We start from the raw sequence: 17,035 nt of genomic DNA, 5'->3' as shown, positions 1-17,035 counted from the left end.
GGAGTAATATCTATATGGGTGTTGAGGTAAGCCGTCTGTCGAACGGCCTGACAGTCGCCACCGAAACCCTTCCAAGTATCGAATCTGTCGCATTGGGCGTTTGGGTCAAGTCCGGGGCCCGCAACGAACGCGACGACGAGCATGGGATGGCCCACCTCCTCGAACACATGGCGTTCAAGGGGACCAGCAGGCGAAGCGCCTTTCAGATCGCTTCCGAAATCGAGAATGTCGGCGGCGAGATCAACGCCGCCACGAGCGTCGAGACAACCTCCTTCTATGCCCGCGTGCTCGCCGATGACGTGCCGCTGGCGATGGACCTTCTCTCCGATATCCTGACGGAATCGAAATTCGATCCCGAGGAACTGGAGCGCGAGCAGCACGTGATCCTGCAGGAGATCGGCGCCGCGCACGACACGCCGGACGACGTCGTGTTCGATCACTTCACCGAGACCGCCTTCCGCCACCAGACGATCGGCCGCTCGATCCTTGGCACGCCCGAGACCGTCAAATCCTTCACCTCCGGCCAGCTCCATTCCTTCATGGAGCGCCAGTACGGCGCAGACCAGATGGTGGTCGTGGCTGCCGGCGACGTGAAGCATGATGTCTTCGTCCGCGACGTCGAGCGACGGCTGGGCGGCTTCCGCGCCAAGTCCGACAGCGTCGTTCCGCAATATGCGCATTATGTCGGCGGCGACTACCGCGAACACCGCGACCTGCAGGATGCACAGATCGTGCTCGGCTTCGAAGGCCGCGCCTATCACGTCCGCGATTTCTACGCCTCGCAGGTCCTGTCGATGATTCTGGGCGGCGGCATGTCTTCGCGCCTGTTCCAGGAAGTGCGCGAAAAGCGCGGCCTGTGTTACTCGGTCTATGCCTTCCACTGGGGCTTCTCCGACACCGGCATCTTCGGCGTCCATGCGGCGACGGGCGAAGGCGATATCGCCAAGCTCGTTCCCGTGATCATCAAGGAACTGGAGAGGGCCGGCGAGCATATCGGCCAGGACGAACTCGACCGTGCCCGCGCGCAATATCGCGCCGGCCTCATCATGTCGGGCGAAAGCGCTTCCAGCCGGGCCTCGCAGATTGCGCGGCAGATGCTGCTTTTCGGACGTCCCATCGCCAAGGAAGAGCTGATGGAGCGGCTTTCTGCGCTGACCGTCGATCGCCTCACGGATCTGTCGTCGCGGCTGTTCTCGACCAAGCCGACGGTAACCGCCGTTGGACCGGTCGGAACGCTCCCGCCTTATGAAGCCATTCTCGACGCGCTTCCGGGACTCGACAACGGCCTTCGCAAGCTGGCCGTCTGAGCCCGCGTCAAAGCGATGATCGCGTTTCCTTTTTTCCGCCGAGACTTTCCGGCGCTGAAAGGTGATCGAGTAAACCTGCGGGTGCCCGAATCCGGCGACTATCGCGAGTGGGCAGCCCTGCGCGCCGACAGCCGCGCCTTCCTCGAACCGTGGGAGCCGCGCTGGGCTTCCGACGAGCTCGAGCGGGCCTCGTGGCGTCAGCGGCTCAGCCGCTACCGTGAAGATTTCACCAATGGCAGCGCGGTTGCCTTCTTCATATTCGAGAACGCTTCGGGGCGGCTGGTTGGCGGAATCACCATCGGCAACATCCGCCAGGGCGTCGCGCAAAGCGGCCAGATCGGCTACTGGGTTGGCGAGCGCTACGCCGGAAAGGGCTACATGGTCGACGCCCTTCTTCTGCTCGTGCGGTTCGCTTTCGATACGCTGAGGTTGCACCGGATCGAGGCTGCCTGTATTCCCGAAAATTCGCGCTCCGTACGTGTGCTTGAAAAAGCCGGATTTCAGCGTGAAGGACTTTTGCGATCCTATCTCAGGATCAATGGTAACTGGCAGGATCACTACCTCTACGCCCTGATCGCGGACGATCGGCTTGGCGTCAGGACGAAGGGCTGATTTTTGGCATATTCTCTGCGGATCCGGCGCCTTGCGGCTTTTGTCCTTGCGGCAATCGTAAGCCTGTGCGCCATCTCGTCGGCATTCGCCATCGAGCCCATCAAGATCGCCCGTGACGATGTCGCGCTCGATCTTTCGGGCGCGGTCGAGATCTACCGGAATCAGGGTGAGAACTTTCAGGTCTCGACGGCCCCCGGCCCCGACGGCATCGTGCGGCGAATCGAGGTCGAGGCCAACAACAAGCGCTCCAGCGGCGACTGGGCCGTTTTCGCGCTCGCCAACACGACCGAGCAGCAGATCGACCGTCTGATCGTCGCGCCGCATTTCCGGCTGGTGAATTCCGGCCTGTTCTGGCCTGACCTCGGCTCCAGCCGCATCACCGCGATCACGCCGAGTGAGGGCTTCGCACTCGACCGGCAGGCGAGCCCCGACGCCGACGTGTTCCTGGTAACGCTCAACCCCGGCACGGTCGTCACCTTCATCGCCGAGCTCGCCTCGCCGAAGCTGCCGCAGGTCTATCTGTGGGATCCCGAGCCCTACAAGGATTCGGTCAATTCCTACACGCTCTACCGCGGCATCGTCATCGGCATTTCCGGCCTGCTGGCGCTGTTCCTGACCATTCTTTTCGTCGTCAAGGGAACCTCGATGTTCCCGGCGACGGCAGCCCTATCATGGGCGGTCCTGGCCTATATCTGCGTCGATTTCGGCTTCCTCAACAAGGTCATCGAGATATCGCCCGGCAATGAGCAGATATGGCGAGCCGGCACGGAGGTCGGCCTGGCAGCGACCTTCGTGGTGTTCCTCTTTGCCTATCTCAACCTGAACCGATGGCATGGCCATTTCAGCTATGGCGTTTTCGCCTGGATACTCGGGCTGATCCTGATCGCCGGCGTCGCGGTCATAGACCCGGCCGTGGCTGCCGGCATCGCGCGGCTCTCCTTCGGGGCGACGGCGCTGCTGGGCGTCGGCCTCATCGTCTATCTCGGCATTCGCGGCTACGACCGCGCCATCATGCTGATCCCCAGCTGGGTCATGGTGCTCCTGTGGCTATGCGGATCGTGGATGGCGATCACCGGCATACTGGACAATGACGTCGTCCAGCCGGCGCTCGGCGGCGGCCTGATCCTCATCATCCTGTTGATCGGCTTCACCGTCATGCAGCACGCTTTCGCCGGCGGCGCGCTGCATCAGGGCCTGTTCAGCGACCTTGAACGCCAGGCGCTGGCGGTTGCCGGTTCAGGCGATATCGTCTGGGACTGGGACGTGCTGCGCGACCGCGTGGTGACGCGCCCGGATGTCAGCCTGCAGCTCGGCCTTGCGCCCAACAGCCTCGGCGGCCCCGCCCGCAACTGGCTGCCGGTTCTGCATGCCGACGACCGCGACACCTTCCGCACCACGCTCGACGTCGTGCTGGAACATCGCCGCGGACGCGTGGCGCAGAATTTCCGCCTGCGTGGTGCCGACGGGCATTATCACTGGTTCTCGCTTCGCGCCCGCCCAGTCATCGGCTCGGACGGCGAAGTGATCCGCTGCGTCGGCACGCTCATCGATGTGACCGAGCAGAAGAAATCCGAGGAACGACTGCTGCACGATGCCGTGCACGACAACCTCACCGGCTTGCCGAACCGCGAGCTGTTCATGAACCGGCTGGAGGCGATCATCTCGATCGCCAAGACCGAGGAGAAGGTTCGCCCGACCGTCTTCGTCATCGACATAGACCGCTTCAAGCATGTCAATGACAGCCTCGGCATTTCGGCCGGCGACACGATCCTGCTGACGATCGCGCGCCGTCTGCACCGCATTCTCAAGCCGAAGGACTCGCTATCGCGCTTTGCCGGCGACCAGTTCGCCCTGATGCTTTTGTCCGAGCAGGACCCGGCCCGCATTGCAGCGGTCGCCGACGCCATCAAGCAGGCGATCCGCTCGCCGATCACCTTCGCCAAGCGCGAGATCGTGCTGACGGCATCCGTCGGCCTCATCACCTGGACAGAAGCCCAGGCTTCGGCCGAGGACATGGTCAAGGATGCCGAACTCGCCATGCACCAGGCCAAGCGCTTCGGTGGCGACCGCATCGAGCCCTTCCGGCCCGCTTTCCGTTCGGTCGGCACCGACCGTCTGCAGCTCGAATCCGACCTGCGCCGTGCCGTCGAGCGCAAGGAGCTTACCCTCGCCTACCAGCCCATCGTGCGTCTTGAAGACCGCAGCGTCGCTGGTTTCGAAGCGCTGCTGCGCTGGGACCATCCCCGCCGCGGCCAGATCCCGCCGTCGGATTTCATCCCGGTCGCCGAAAGTTGCGGCCTGATCGTGCAGCTCGGCCTGTTCGCCATGCAGCGCGCAGCCGAGGACCTTGCCGGCTGGCAGAAGCAGATCGGCGACGCGCCGCTCTCGGTGTCGGTGAACCTTTCCAGCCGCCAGCTCATTCGCCGCGACCTCGTCAGCGACGTGCGCTCGGTTATCGCGCGCGCCGGCCTCAAGGCACGGTGCTTCCGCCTCGAACTGACCGAATCCCTGGTGATGGACAATCCCGAACAGAGCGCCCATGTCCTGGCCAAGCTGAAGCAGCTTGGCATCGGCCTGTCGCTGGACGATTTCGGCACCGGCTATTCGTCGCTGTCGTATCTCACGCGCTTTCCCTTCGACACGATCAAGATCGACAAGAGCTTCCTCGACGATTCTTCGCCCAAGCGCTCGGTGCTGCTGAAATCCATGGTCAACATGGCGCATGAGCTCGGCATGTCGGTGGTTGCCGAAGGCATTGCCGACGAGAACGACGCTCTGCAGCTGCGCCAGATGGGCTGCGAATATGTCCAGAGCTACATGTTCGGCGCGCCGATACCCGGCGATTCCGTCTTGAAACTGTTGAAAGAGCAGTATCCGGTCGCTCAGGCGTGACCGGCATCCTGGCTAAGATGAGCCAGGTCGACGCCGATAGAGGCCAGCACGCGATCATATTTTCGATCGATATCCCCGTCGAACAGGAATTCCGGCTTGGCCGGGCAGGTCAGCCAGCCGTTTTGGGCGATCTCGCTTTCGAGCTGGCCGGCACCCCAGCCGGCATAGCCCAGCACCATCAGCGCGTGGCGCGGTCCCCTGCCCGACGAGATCGCGCGCAGGATGTCGACGGTTGCCGTCAGGCAGATGTCTTCCGACACCGGCAGTGAGGATTCCACCTTGTAGTCGTCGGTGTGGAGCACGAAGCCGCGGCTGCGGTCGACCGGGCCGCCATTGCGCACGACAAAATCGCGCGCCGACGGCGGCAGGCGTATCGCCTCCTGCTCGTCGAGAATTCCGAGTTGCACCAGAAGATCGGGAAACAGCAATTGCTGCGACTGGTTGATGATGAGGCCCATCGCGCCCTCGTCGCTGTGGGCGCAAACATAGATCACGGTGCGCGCGAACCTTTCGTCCTTCATCCCCGGCATGGCGATGAGGAACTGGTCATCGAGAAATCCACGTTTCTCCGCAGCTTTTTTCTGACGCAAGAGGTCCATCCGGCAAAAGTAACGCGTTTTCGACACTCTTGAAAGATACGCCTTAGGCCAATGTTGACAGATGTAGGGCGTGGCCTCACGCAAAAATGATGGTGGCGAAAGGATGAGCCGGTTGCGTAATACTGCCTGCAAGGTCAAATCGCCGGCATGAAAAGCACGATCGTCACCGCAATCGGCCTGTTTGCCATCGCAATTGGCGCAACGCCAGCGCTGGCATCGTCCACCGACTGGTTCGAAACGCAGGGCGGCAGGGTGCGGCTCGTCACCTCCGGCAAGCCGGACGCAAACGGCCAGCTTCACGGCATTCTCGACATCGATCTCGATCCGGGCTGGAAGACCTACTGGCGCGACCCGGGCGACGCCGGCGTGCCGCCGCAGCTCGACATCAGCGCCAGCACCAACATTTCGAGCGCGGAATTCGATTTCCCCGCCCCGCAGCATCACGATGACGGCTATTCGAAATGGGCCGGATATGACCAGTCGGTTGCGCTGCCGATCACCTTTCAGCTCAAATCGGCCAATGAGCCGGCGAAGATCGACGCTCACATCTTCCTCGGCATATGCGAGACCATCTGCATCCCGGTCAGCACCAAGCTGTCGCTCGATCCCGCCAGCGATCCCGACAATGCCGACGATACCGCCCTCATATCCGCCGCACAGGAGGCATTGCCCGCGGCCGAGCAGCCGGATTTCAACGTGAAGATCGTTAGCAAGGACGAAAAGAGCCTGCTCGTGGAGGCCACCTTTCCCGGCAATCCGACGTCGGCCGATTTCTTCATCGCCGGCGAAAACGGCTATTCCTTCGCCGCACCAAAGCGCATGGACAAGGACGGCAAGACGCTGTTTTCGGTTGAGATACTGAACCGCCCTGCACAGGCGCCGGCCGAAGGCGGGCTGCACTACACGCTGGTTTCCGATGCCGGTTCCGTCAGCGGCATCCTGCCCTATATGTAACCTCTGAGGCTTCGAAATCGCCCCCCTGGCGATTGCCCTGGAGACGATAAGCCGATACCCAATTCCCCGAACCTTAACCGGACAAAGCGAGAAGACTTCATGACGATTTCCGTTGGCGACAAACTGCCCGAAGCGACCTTCAAGACGATGACCTCCGACGGCGCCAAGGCCGTGACCACTGCCGAGATTTTTGGCGGCAAGAAGGTCGTTCTGTTCGGCGTGCCGGGTGCCTTCACCCCCACCTGCTCCAACAACCACCTTCCCGGCTATTTGGAAAACCACGACGCGATCATCTCGCGCGGCGTCGACACGATCGCGGTCGTTGCGGTCAACGATCATTTCGTCATGGGCGCATGGGCAAATTTCACCGGCGGCGAAGGCAAGCTGCTTTATCTCGCTGACGGCAATGGCGACTTCGTTCGTGCCGCCGGTCTTGAAGCCGACCTCAGCGGCGGCGGGCTCGGCATCCGTTCCAAGCGCTTCTCGATGATCGTCGATGATGGCAAGGTAACCGCGCTCAACATCGAGGATTCGCCCGGCCAGGCCGTCGAATCGGGTGCGGCCAAGCTTCTCGAACAGCTCTGATCAGAACCGGCCGGATGCGCGGCCTGCCCGCGCGTCCGGCCAATTGCTATTGCTACAAGCTATTTCTTGAATGGCGCCATGCCCATGCGGGCGAGTTCGTCGGCACGCTCGTTTTCTTCATGGCCGGCATGGCCCTTGACCCAGTGCCAGGTGACCTTGTGACGCTTGTTCGCCTCGTCCAGCGCCTGCCATAGCTCGCCGTTCTTCACCGGCTTCTTGTCAGCGGTCTTCCAGCCGTTCTTCTTCCAGCCGTGAATCCATTTCGAAATGCCGTCCATCACATATTTGCTGTCGGTGTGAAGCTCGACCGCGCACGGCTCCTTCAGCGCGTTCAGCGCCGAGATCGCAGCCATCAGCTCCATGCGGTTGTTGGTCGTGTCGGCCTCGCCGCCGGAAAGCTCCTTGGTCTTGCCGTTGAAGCGCAGGATGGCACCCCAGCCGCCGGGACCCGGATTGCCCGAGCAGGCGCCATCGGTGAAGACTTCGACTGATTTGTTCATTTCAACCCATATTCGGACGCAGAATTGATCTGGCGGTGGAACCGCACCTTGCGGATGAATTCCATCGGATCGCGTTTCTGGACGAGCGCGCCATCGGGAATTGTCAGCCAGTCATAGAGCCGCGTCAGCATGAAGCGAAGTGCAGCACCCCGCGCCAGGATTGGCAGTGCCTGCTTTTCCGCATCGCTCAGCGGCCGCACCGCCTGATAGGCCGCCAGCAATGCCGTGCCCTTGGTCAGGTTGAAGGAGCCGTCCTTCTCGAAGCACCAGGCGTTCAGGCAGATCGCCACGTCATAGGCATAGAGATCATTGCAGGCGAAATAGAAGTCGATCAGCCCCGAGAGCCGTTCGCCGAGAAAGAAGACATTGTCGGGGAACAGGTCGGCATGAATGACGCCTGCGGGCAGGTCCTTCGGCCAGTTGCACTCGAACGTGGCGAAGTCCGCGTCAACTTCAGCCGCCAGCCCTTTTTCAACTTCATCAGCGCGGTCGTGCGATCCTTCCCACAGCTTGCGCCAGCCGGCGATATCCAGCGCGTTGGGCCGGCTGAGCGGGAAATCCGCGCCGGCGACATGCAGGCTTGCCAGTGCGGTGCCCACTTCGCGGCAATGCGCCACCGTCGGGCGGCGCATCCACATGCCTTCGAGAAAGGTGATCACTGCTGCCGTGCGGCCGGCCAGCGTGCCGGTGACGCTGCCGTCGCGGCGATGCACCGGCAACGGGCAGGAAATGCCCTTCTTGGCCAGATGCTCCATCAGCCCGAGGAAGAACGGCAGGTCGTCCTTGTCCACGCGCTTCTCATAAAGCGTCAGGATGTAGGAGCCACTTGTCGTGTGCAGCAGGAAATTCGAGTTCTCGGAGCCCTCCGCAATGCCCTTGTAGGACAGAAGGTCGCCGATCGAATATTCCTTCAGAAACGCGCCGAGCTCGTTTTCGGAAACGTCCGTATAGACTGCCATCATACGGTTCCGTTGACGAAGGCCATATCCGACGGGGTCAGCTTCATGTCGCGCAGCACGCTCATTACCGGGAAATTCTCCGTTTCCGTCGCCGTTATCGCCAGGTCCACCTGCACGTCGAAACGGGCGCGGAAGGCGTCGATGATCTCGTCGACGATGATCTCCGGCGCGGACGCTCCCGCCGAAAGGCCCAAAGTCGAAATGCCGGCGATGTCATCCCATGGAATTTCGGAGGCGCGCTGCACGAGAAGCGACATTTTCGCGCCGGCCCGTTCCGCAACCTCGACAAGGCGCTTGGAGTTCGAGGAATTCGGCGCGCCGACCACGAGGAAGAGATCGGCGCCGGAGGCAGTTTCCTTCACCGCCTCCTGGCGGTTGGTGGTGGCATAGCAGATCGATTCGGCCGAAGGCGCCATCATCGCCGGGAACCGCTCCTGAAGCGCGCGGATAAGGCCGGCAGTGTCTTCGACGGACAGCGTCGTCTGGGTGACGAAGCCGAGCGCATCGGCATCAGTGGGGACAAAAGCCGCGACATCGGCCTCGGTCTCGATCAGCGTCACCGAACCCTCGGGCAGTTGCCCCATCGTGCCGATCACTTCCGGATGACCGCCATGGCCGATCAGCAGCACGTGGCGGCCAAGGCGCTGGTGGCGCATGGCCTGCTTGTGGACTTTCGACACCAGCGGGCATGTCGCGTCGAGATAGAAGAGGTTGCGCGCCTGCGCGTCTTCCGGCACGGATTTCGGCACGCCATGGGCCGAAAACACCACCGGGCATTCGCGATGCTCGGCGGGAATTTCGTTCAACTCCTCGATGAAGACCGCGCCGAGATTCTGCAGGCCTTCGACGACGTAGCGATTGTGCACGATCTCGTGGCGCACATAGACCGGCGCGCCGTATTTCTTCAGCGCCAGCACCACGATCTGGATGGCACGGTCGACCCCGGCGCAGAATCCGCGCGGCTGGCAGAGCCGGATGGTGAGTGGCGGCTTGGATGAGATTTCAGGCATGGCGTCCGGTCTTTTTGATAGTGCCGAAATGATGTCTGCACCCACCTTATGTCAAGGCCGGCTGTGCTATTAGCCGCGCCGCGAGCGAAACAACCACATGCCGAGCACGCCGGCGAGTGCTGCCGCCAGCCCGTACCAGGTGACGGCATATTGCAGATGGCTGTTGGGCAGGTCGATCATCGTCACGCCCCCGACCGGCAGACCGCCGGGGTTGGGCGTCTTGTCGGCATCGATGAAGAAGGGCACGAGTGCCGCGCCAGTAGGCAGGCCAGCGCTCGCAGCCATGACGTCGCGGTCTTTCCAGTAGAAGACGTTCTTGGCCGTATCATTGTCCGGGACCATCGAGGATGGTTTTCCCGGCAGCGGATTGCGGGCAAGTCCGGTGACTGTCACCTCGCCGGTGATCTGACCAGCAGGCCGCTTCGTCGCATCCTTCAGGTCGTAGGGCACGAAGCCGCGATTGACGAAGACGGCGCGGCCGTCGGCAAGCTTCAGCGGCGTATAGACGTAAAAGCCGGAATCGCCCTCATAGGTGGCGAAGAAATGCCGCTCGCTTTCGTGCATGAACTGGCCGCTGACCGTCACCGGCCAGTAATCGACGTCGCCGCCCTCGGCGAACTTCTTCTCGATATCGGCAAGCGGCAGCGGTGCCGAATGGATGCGCTGGTCAATCGTCGCCAGCAGCGCCTCCTTCCAGTGCAGCCGCTGAACCTGCCATGTGCCGAGCCCGATCAGCACGGCGAAAGCCGCCAAGCCAAGGACCAATGCAAGCACTCGTGCCGGCCTGCTCACACGGAAGCCGGATACAGCAGAACCACTCATTCCGGCTGATCCATGCGCCCCTCGGCGGCCTTGTTGCGGTATTGCAGCGTGATCAGCACGCCCTTGATCAGCCGCAGCGCCGTCAGGCTGAGTATCACCGTCAGCGGTATCCACAGCAGGAAATGCAGCCACAGCGGTGGATTGTAGGTAACTTCCATCCACAGCGCGGAGCCGACGACGATGAAGCCGATTATCAGGATGACGAAGACCGCCGGGCCATCGCCGGCATCGGCAAAGGAATAATCGAGCCGGCAGGTGCCGCAACGCGGCGCGACCGTCAGAAAGCTCGAGAATAGCCTTCCCTCGCCGCAGCGCGGGCAGCGTCCCTTGAGACCCGCCGCGATCGGCTCAACCGGCGGCCAGAGCGCCTGATCTTCATGCATGGGCTGGGTCATGGTTCTGTCTCTATCGAGGAAAGCGGGCCGGCGAAGTCCGAACCGATCTTTGCCCCGTCATTGCGCCAGAAAAGCGGAAGGCGGCCGTGCTGCCACGACCGCCTTCCAATAACACGATATGTTGCCTCAGTGGCCGTGAGCGATCGTCGCGCCTACGGACGCCCAGACATAGATCGAGGCGAACAGGAACAGCCAGACGACGTCGACGAAGTGCCAGTACCAGGCGGCAGCCTCGAAGCCGAAATGCTGCTTCGGCGTGAAGTCGCCCTTCATCGCACGGATCAGGCAGACGAGCAGGAAGATCGTGCCGATGATGACGTGGAAGCCGTGGAAGCCGGTCGCCATGAAGAAGGTCGCGCCGTAGATCGAGTCGTGGAAGGTGAACGGAGCGTGGATGTACTCGTAAGCCTGCACGAAGGAGAACAGCACGCCGAGGCCGACCGTAAGCGCCAGGCCGTTGATCAGGCCCTTGCGGTCGCCATGGATCAGCGCGTGGTGCGCCCAGGTGACCGTCGTGCCCGACAGCAGCAGGATGATAGTGTTGTAGAGCGGCAGGTGGAACGGGTCGAGGACCTCGATGCCCTTGGGCGGCCAGACGCCGCCGGTGAACTCCGCGCGAGCAACCTGATGGACCTCATTGGGGAACAGGCTGGCATCGAAGAACGCCCAGAACCATGCCACGAAGAACATCACCTCCGAGGCGATGAACATGATCATGCCGTAGCGCAGGTGCAGCGACACGACGCGGGTGTGGTGGCCCTCATGCGCTTCCTTGATGGTGTCGCCCCACCAGCCGTACATGGTGTAGAGGACGATCGCGAGGCCGATGGCGAAAATGTACCAGTGGCTGGCAGCCAGGTTGAAACCGAAGAACGGGAAGTTCCCCTGCTTCAGAAACTGCATCCAGGCGACACCGCCGATCGCCATGACGAGCGCGCCGAGCGAACCCAGGAACGGCCACGGGCTCGGGTCGATGATGTGATAGTCGTGATTCGGTTTTGCGTGCGCGTCAGCCATGTCAGCCCCCGAGGTTTCCGTCGGTATTGTCGTTAGTCTTGATTGGTCCAGCTTGCGGCGCTGCCGCAACCGGCTTTACCCCCTCTATGGGGAAAAAGGTATAGGAAAGCGTGATCGTCTTCACGTCCTTCAGTTCCGGCACGTTGACGATGTCGGGATCGACATAGAAAACAACCGGCATATCGAGCGTCTCGCCTGGCTTCAGCGTCGTATCGGTGAAGCAGAAGCACTCGACCTTGTTGAAATAGGCGCCCGCCAGCTCCGGCGTGACGTTGAAGGTCGCACGGCCATAGGTCGGCTTGTCGAACATGTTCGCGGCCGTGTAATGGGCCTGCGCCGTCTCGCCGATCTTGATCGTCATGTCACGCGCCACCGGCTGGAACTTCCACGGCAGGCCGCCGGTCGTGTTGGCGTCGAAGCGGATCGTCACCTTCTGATCAAGAATGCGGTCGGAATATTGGTCGACGCGCTGCGTCGTGCCGCCATAGCCGGTCACCTTGCAGAACATGGCGTAGAGCGGCACCGCCGCATAGGCCATGCCGATCATGCCGGCGAAAAAGGCCGCGCAGACGGCTGCGACCACCTTGTTGGATTTCTGCGTCTTCGGATCGACGAGTGTTTCGCGATTCATTCGGTCCTCACAGCGCGCGGTCGAGGATTGCGGGGCCGAACTTGATGATCGTCGAGACGTAGAAAATGATCACAAGTACGGCGAGCCCGAGGCCGATGGCGATCGAGCGGCTGCGGCGCGCCTTCTTCTGCTTGTCGGTCAGCGTTACCAGTTCATTCTCGATCATGCCCACACTCCCGAAGCCAGCGTGCGTTCGACGACGCTGTCAGCCAGGTAGGCAGCGAAGATGACGAAGAGATAGAGCAGCGAATAGGCAAACAGCGCCTTGGCCGGCTTCATGACGCGATCGCTGTCGGGCATGACCAGAACCTTCCAGGCATACCAGATGAAGCCGATGCCGAGCGCGGTGGCGACGACGCCATAACCGGCTGTCGTGAAACCGAAGGCCCAGGGCAGCATGCCGACAGGCGCCAGAAGCAGCGAATAGGCGAATATCTGCTTGCGGGTCGAAGCCTCGCCGGCAACGTTCGGCATCATCGGGATGCCGGCGCGGCCGTAATCCTGCGACTTAAACAGCGCCAGCGCCCAGAAATGCGGCGGCGTCCACAGGAAGATGATCAGGAACAGGATGACGCTTTCGAGGCTAACCGAACCGGTCGCAGCAGCCCAGCCGATCATCGGCGGGAACGCGCCGGCTGCACCGCCGATGACGATGTTCTGCGGCGTCGAGCGTTTCAGCCACATCGTATAGATGACGGCGTAGAAGAAGATGGTGAAGGCAAGCAGTGCAGCCGACAGCCAGTTGACCAGCACGCCGAGCGTCATCACCGAAAGCGCCGACAGGATCAGGCCGAAGACCAGAGCCTCGCCCGGCAGCACGCGGCCCGACGGCACGGGCCGGCTGGCGGTGCGGGTCATGACCGCGTCGATATCGGCGTCGTACCACATGTTCAAAGCGCCGGAAGCGCCCGCACCGATGGCAATCGCCAGGATGGCGACGACGGCGATGAAAGGATTGATCGACACCGGAGCGGCGACGAGGCCGACGAATGCCGTGAACACGACAAGCGACATCACGCGCGGCTTGAGCAGCTCGATGAAGTCGCGGGCGGTCGCTTCCGACATGCGAAAGCCTCCGTCATCCAGCGTGTTCTTGTCAACCAGGGCCATGCCTACGCAGTCCACTCTTTCGGTTTGGCAGAGACCGCCGGCAAGCGGCGGTCTCGTATCTTGTCAGCCGCGCGTTACTTGATGCGCGGAAGCTGTTCCCACTGGTGGAACGGCGGCGGCGAAGGCAGCTGCCATTCCAGCGTCGTCGCACCCTCACCCCACGGATTGGCGCCGGCAACGCGCTTCTTGGCGAATGCCTCGAAGACGCCGAACAAGAACACCAGCACGCCGAAGGCCGAGATGTAGGAACCGATCGAGGAGACGTGGTTCCAGCCGGCGAAGGCGTCCGGATAGTCGATGTAGCGGCGCGGCATGCCGGCGAGGCCGAGGAAATGCTGCGGGAAGAACACCAGGTTCACGCCGACGAAGGTGATCCAGAAGTGGCTGTTGGCGATGAACGGCGAGTACATGTAGCCGGTCATCTTCGGGAACCAGTAGTACCAGGCGGCGAAGATCGCAAACACGGCACCCAGCGACAGCACGTAGTGGAAGTGAGCCACGACGTAATAGGTGTCGTGCATCGAACGGTCGAGGCCGGCATTGGCGAGCTGAACGCCGGTGACGCCACCGACGGTGAACAGGAAGATGAAGCCGATCGCCCAGATCATAGGCGTCTTCATCGAGATCGAGCCACCCCACATCGTTGCGATCCAGGAGAAGATCTTCACGCCTGTCGGAACCGCGATGACCATCGTTGCGAACACGAAGTAACGCTGCGTGTCGAGCGACAGGCCGGTCGTGTACATGTGGTGCGCCCAGACGATGAAGCCGACGGCGCCGATCGCGACCATGGCGTAGGCCATGCCGAGATAACCGAATACCGGCTTCTTCGAGAAGGTCGAGACGATGTGGCTGACGATGCCGAAGCCCGGCAGGATCAGGATGTAGACTTCCGGGTGACCGAAGAACCAAAACAGATGCTGGAACAGGATCGGGTCGCCGCCGCCTTCCGGCGCGAAGAAGGTCGTGCCGAAGTTGCGGTCGGTCAGAAGCATGGTGATGCCGCCTGCCAGAACCGGCAGCGAAAGCAGCAGCAGGAAAGCGGTAATCAGCACCGACCAGGCAAACAGCGGCATCTTGTGCAGCGTCATGCCCGGAGCGCGCATGTTGAAGATGGTGGTGATGAAGTTGATCGCACCGAGGATCGACGACGCACCCGCGATATGCAGCGACAGGATCGCCAGATCCATTGCCGGGCCGGGCTGGCCGGAGGTCGAGAGCGGCGGATAGATCGTCCAGCCGCCGCCGACGCCGTGGGCACCGGGAGCGCTCGGCATGAAGGCCGAGAGAATGAGCAGGATGAACGCCGGCGGAAGCAGCCAGAACGAGATGTTGTTCATGCGCGGGAACGCCATGTCCGGCGCGCCGATCATGATCGGCACCATCCAGTTGGCGAAGCCGCCGATCAGCGCCGGCATGACCATGAAGAAGATCATGACCAGGCCGTGAGCGGTGGTGAAGGCATTGTACATGCTCTTGCCAGCATCGATCGCGGCGTCACCCTCGACGCCGTAGACCATGGATGCAAGACCATGGAAAACCTGAATGCCCGGTTCGGCCAGCTCCCAGCGCATCATCACCGACAGGAAGCCGCCGACGATGCCCGCCATGATCGCGAAGATCAGGTAGAGCGTTCCGATATCCTTGTGGTTGGTCGAGAAAACCCAACGAACAAAACCCGAAGGTCTGTGATCATGATGATCGTGAGCTGCAGCGCCTGCCATATTCCGCTCCGTTCCCTAATGTCTGTCCAGCCGCGGCATCAATTGCCGGCGGCTGCCACCTTGCTGGTGCTGTCGATTTCGGCCATCAACGCCTTGTTGGCGCCATTCAGGTCGGTTTTGGCCGCAGCCAGCCACGTCGTATACTGCGCATCCGAGACGACCCGGATGGCGATCGGCATATAGGCGTGATCCTTGCCGCAAAGCTCGGAGCACTGGCCGTAATAGAGGCCTTCCTTTTCCGCCTTGAACCAGATCTCGTTGATACGGCCCGGCACCGCGTCCGTCTTGACGCCGAAGGCCGGCATCGCGAAGGCGTGGATCACGTCGCTGGCGGTAACCAGAACGCGCACTGTCGTGCTGATCGGAACGACAACCTCGTTGTCAACGGCCAGCAGGCGCGGATAAGCACCGCGATCTTCCTTGCCGGCGGCTGCGCGGTCACCATCGGCCAGAAGAGCCGAGTTGAACGAGAGCGGCTCGTCATTCTGGTATTCGTAATCCCAGTTCCACTGGTTGGCGGTCGCCTTCAGCGTGATCTTGGCCTCTTCCGGCGGCGTATACTGCGACGTCAGGAGCTGGAAGGAGGGCACTGCGATGAAGAGCAGGATGACGACCGGTCCGACCGTCCAGATCACTTCGATCAGCGTGTTGTGGCTGGTGCGCGAAGGCGTCGGGTTCGCGCTGGCGCGGAACTTGATGATGCAATAGGCGAGCAGGAAGAGCACGAAGAGCGTGATCGGCACGATGAACCACAGCGTGTAGTGCTCGAACCAGGTGATCTGCTCCATCATGCCGGTGGCTGCCGGCTGAAATGCCGTCTGCCACGGCGTCGGCTGCGCCGCATAGGCTGCAGCGGTGGCGAAAAAGGCTGCCGCAGCTCCGGCACTTGCAAGGATTTTTCTCATCGCCCTCAATGTCTCCCAATTCCATGCGTCCGGGCCGCACGAATATGCTACCGCACCGGAAAGGGAATCCCGGTGGTCCTAGCGGTGGTTCAAACCATACTCTCTTTCCGACCGCAAGAAAGGAGCACGAGAACCCATGCGGCATTTTTGCGCGCAAGCCTCGGTTGGACAAAGTATTTTCGGATTTGGGGTGGAGGATCGCTATAGAGGATGAGAAATCCTTATTACGGCCACACCACTTCAAACATGTCGGCCCAGTCGCAATTCGGGCGAATTTCGCTTGGAAAAACGGGCAAACTGCCGCTATTGGCTGGTTCGGTCACTGTCTTGCCCTATAATTTCTGTCGTCACGGTATGGTTTTCCGTGATTCGCAATGGAGCCATCATGAAATCTCGGCTTTCGAGAACCTTGGCGAAGGTCGTCCTTTTCGCCGCTCTGTCCGGAACGGTCGTCCCGGCGGGCGCGCAGCAACAGCCTGCGCCGACGCCAAGGCCCGCCACGCCGGCACCGCAGGCCGCGCCTGCGCCGGCCAATCCGGCTCCACAGGCACCGCAGCCGCAGAGCGGTTCGGTTCGCTCGACGCATGGCGCCTGGTCGATCATCTGCGACACGCCGGCTGGTGCTACCGCCGAGCAGTGCGTGATGATGCAGAACGTTATCGCCGAGGACCGGCCGGAGATGGGCCTGTCGGTGGTCGTGCTGCGCACGGCCGACAACAAGGCTGAAATCCTCCGCGTCCTGGCGCCGCTCGGCGTTCTCCTGCCCAACGGCCTTGGCCTCAATGTCGACGGCAAGGATATCGGCCGCGCCTATTTCGTGCGCTGCTTCGGCGACGGCTGCTATGCCGAGGTCATCCTCGAAAAGCCGCTGCTCGACACCTTGAAGACCGGCACGTCGGCAACCTTCATCGTCTTCCAGACGCCTGAAGAAGGCATCGGCATTCCCGTCGACCTCAAGGGTTTCGCCGAAGGCTTTGCCGCCCTGCCCCAGTAAGATAGGCGCGAGCGCATTG

18 protein-coding genes are annotated in these 17,035 nt (G+C 62.0%); 6 read left to right on the top strand and 12 right to left on the bottom strand.

Translation table 11 applies throughout. The features are described 5' to 3' along the window. Positions 1 to 14: 14 nt before the first annotated feature. From BM413_RS13190 to BM413_RS13180, 3 genes are read left to right on the top strand one after another with little or no spacing between them, the layout of a single operon-like run. Positions 15 to 1,307, top strand: a complete 1,293-nt coding sequence (locus tag BM413_RS13190; protein ID WP_091913802.1) for a M16 family metallopeptidase — start codon at positions 15 to 17, stop codon at positions 1,305 to 1,307. A 15-nt stretch (positions 1,308 to 1,322) separates the two neighbouring features. After that, positions 1,323 to 1,919, top strand: coding sequence for a GNAT family N-acetyltransferase (locus tag BM413_RS13185; RefSeq protein WP_091913801.1), 597 nt, complete (start codon positions 1,323 to 1,325; stop codon positions 1,917 to 1,919). A 3-nt stretch (positions 1,920 to 1,922) separates the two neighbouring features. Continuing rightward, a complete protein-coding gene (locus tag BM413_RS13180) occupies positions 1,923 to 4,811 on the top strand; it encodes an EAL domain-containing protein (RefSeq protein WP_091913800.1) in 2,889 nt (962 codons plus the stop codon). Here BM413_RS13180 and BM413_RS13175 read toward each other — a convergent pair. Further along, entirely contained in the window at positions 4,802 to 5,410 is a 609-nt protein-coding gene (locus tag BM413_RS13175; protein WP_091913799.1) for a YqgE/AlgH family protein, read from the bottom strand. The two genes, BM413_RS13180 and BM413_RS13175, sit on opposite strands and share 10 nt — an antisense overlap. A gap of 147 nt (positions 5,411 to 5,557) precedes the next feature. On the opposite strand from BM413_RS13175, the gene BM413_RS13170 reads away from it, so the two are divergent. Together BM413_RS13170 and BM413_RS13165 are read left to right on the top strand one after the other, a co-directional pair. Continuing rightward, entirely contained in the window at positions 5,558 to 6,364 is an 807-nt protein-coding gene (locus BM413_RS13170; RefSeq protein WP_091913798.1) for a protein-disulfide reductase DsbD domain-containing protein, read from the top strand. Positions 6,365 to 6,463: 99 nt separating this feature from the next. Then, positions 6,464 to 6,949: a peroxiredoxin gene (locus BM413_RS13165; RefSeq protein WP_091913797.1), complete on the top strand. Its 486-nt coding sequence runs from the start codon at positions 6,464 to 6,466 to the stop codon at positions 6,947 to 6,949. A gap of 59 nt (positions 6,950 to 7,008) precedes the next feature. Here BM413_RS13165 and rnhA read toward each other — a convergent pair whose 3' ends face one another. The 11 genes from rnhA to coxB all read right to left on the bottom strand — a co-directional run bounded on the left by rnhA (position 7,009) and on the right by coxB (position 16,022). Further along, on the bottom strand, positions 7,009 to 7,449 hold the full coding sequence (gene rnhA, locus BM413_RS13160) for a ribonuclease HI (protein WP_091913796.1): 441 nt from the start codon (positions 7,447 to 7,449) through the stop codon (positions 7,009 to 7,011). Then, the gene (locus BM413_RS13155; protein ID WP_091913795.1) at positions 7,446 to 8,408 is read right to left on the bottom strand and encodes a homoserine kinase; all 963 of its coding nucleotides are present in this window, start codon (positions 8,406 to 8,408) and stop codon (positions 7,446 to 7,448) included. The genes rnhA and BM413_RS13155 overlap by 4 nt, the downstream gene beginning before the upstream one ends. Then, on the bottom strand, positions 8,408 to 9,418 hold the full coding sequence (ispH, locus tag BM413_RS13150) for a 4-hydroxy-3-methylbut-2-enyl diphosphate reductase (protein WP_091913794.1): 1,011 nt from the start codon (positions 9,416 to 9,418) through the stop codon (positions 8,408 to 8,410). Before ispH ends, BM413_RS13155 begins: the two co-directional genes overlap by 1 nt. Positions 9,419 to 9,487: 69 nt before the next feature. Continuing rightward, entirely contained in the window at positions 9,488 to 10,240 is a 753-nt protein-coding gene (locus BM413_RS13145; RefSeq protein ID WP_091913793.1) for an SURF1 family protein, read from the bottom strand. After that, on the bottom strand, positions 10,237 to 10,623 hold the full coding sequence (locus tag BM413_RS13140; RefSeq protein WP_091914056.1) for a DUF983 domain-containing protein: 387 nt from the start codon (positions 10,621 to 10,623) through the stop codon (positions 10,237 to 10,239). Before BM413_RS13140 ends, BM413_RS13145 begins: the two co-directional genes overlap by 4 nt. Positions 10,624 to 10,761: 138 nt before the next feature. Continuing rightward, on the bottom strand, positions 10,762 to 11,652 hold the full coding sequence (locus BM413_RS13135) for a cytochrome c oxidase subunit 3 (protein WP_091913792.1): 891 nt from the start codon (positions 11,650 to 11,652) through the stop codon (positions 10,762 to 10,764). A 1-nt stretch (position 11,653) separates the two neighbouring features. Next, positions 11,654 to 12,283 carry a cytochrome c oxidase assembly protein gene (locus tag BM413_RS13130; protein ID WP_091913791.1) on the bottom strand — a complete coding sequence of 210 codons (630 nt, stop codon included), beginning with the start codon at positions 12,281 to 12,283 and terminating at the stop codon, positions 11,654 to 11,656. Positions 12,284 to 12,290: 7 nt separating this feature from the next. Further along, positions 12,291 to 12,449: a hypothetical protein gene (locus tag BM413_RS33110; protein WP_091913790.1), complete on the bottom strand. Its 159-nt coding sequence runs from the start codon at positions 12,447 to 12,449 to the stop codon at positions 12,291 to 12,293. Next, a complete protein-coding gene (locus BM413_RS13120) occupies positions 12,446 to 13,393 on the bottom strand; it encodes a heme o synthase (protein ID WP_091913789.1) in 948 nt (315 codons plus the stop codon). Before BM413_RS13120 ends, BM413_RS33110 begins: the two co-directional genes overlap by 4 nt. Positions 13,394 to 13,467: 74 nt before the next feature. Further along, positions 13,468 to 15,117 (bottom strand): cytochrome c oxidase subunit I, encoded by a 1,650-nt coding sequence (gene ctaD / locus BM413_RS13115; RefSeq protein WP_091913788.1) that lies wholly within the window; start codon positions 15,115 to 15,117, stop codon positions 13,468 to 13,470. Positions 15,118 to 15,155: 38 nt separating this feature from the next. After that, positions 15,156 to 16,022: a cytochrome c oxidase subunit II gene (gene coxB, locus BM413_RS13110; protein ID WP_091913787.1), complete on the bottom strand. Its 867-nt coding sequence runs from the start codon at positions 16,020 to 16,022 to the stop codon at positions 15,156 to 15,158. Positions 16,023 to 16,407: 385 nt separating this feature from the next. Here coxB and BM413_RS13105 point away from each other — a divergent pair, with 385 nt between their 5' ends. Further along, entirely contained in the window at positions 16,408 to 17,016 is a 609-nt protein-coding gene (locus BM413_RS13105; protein ID WP_091913786.1) for an invasion associated locus B family protein, read from the top strand. The last annotated feature ends 19 nt before the right edge of the window (positions 17,017 to 17,035 follow it).

It is taken from the genome of Mesorhizobium sp. YR577 (genome assembly GCF_900116595.1).
GTDB lineage: Bacteria > Pseudomonadota > Alphaproteobacteria > Rhizobiales > Rhizobiaceae > Mesorhizobium_M.
The sequence above is the reverse complement of the archived record's forward strand: the minus strand, read 5'-3'. Positions and strand labels throughout refer to the sequence as shown.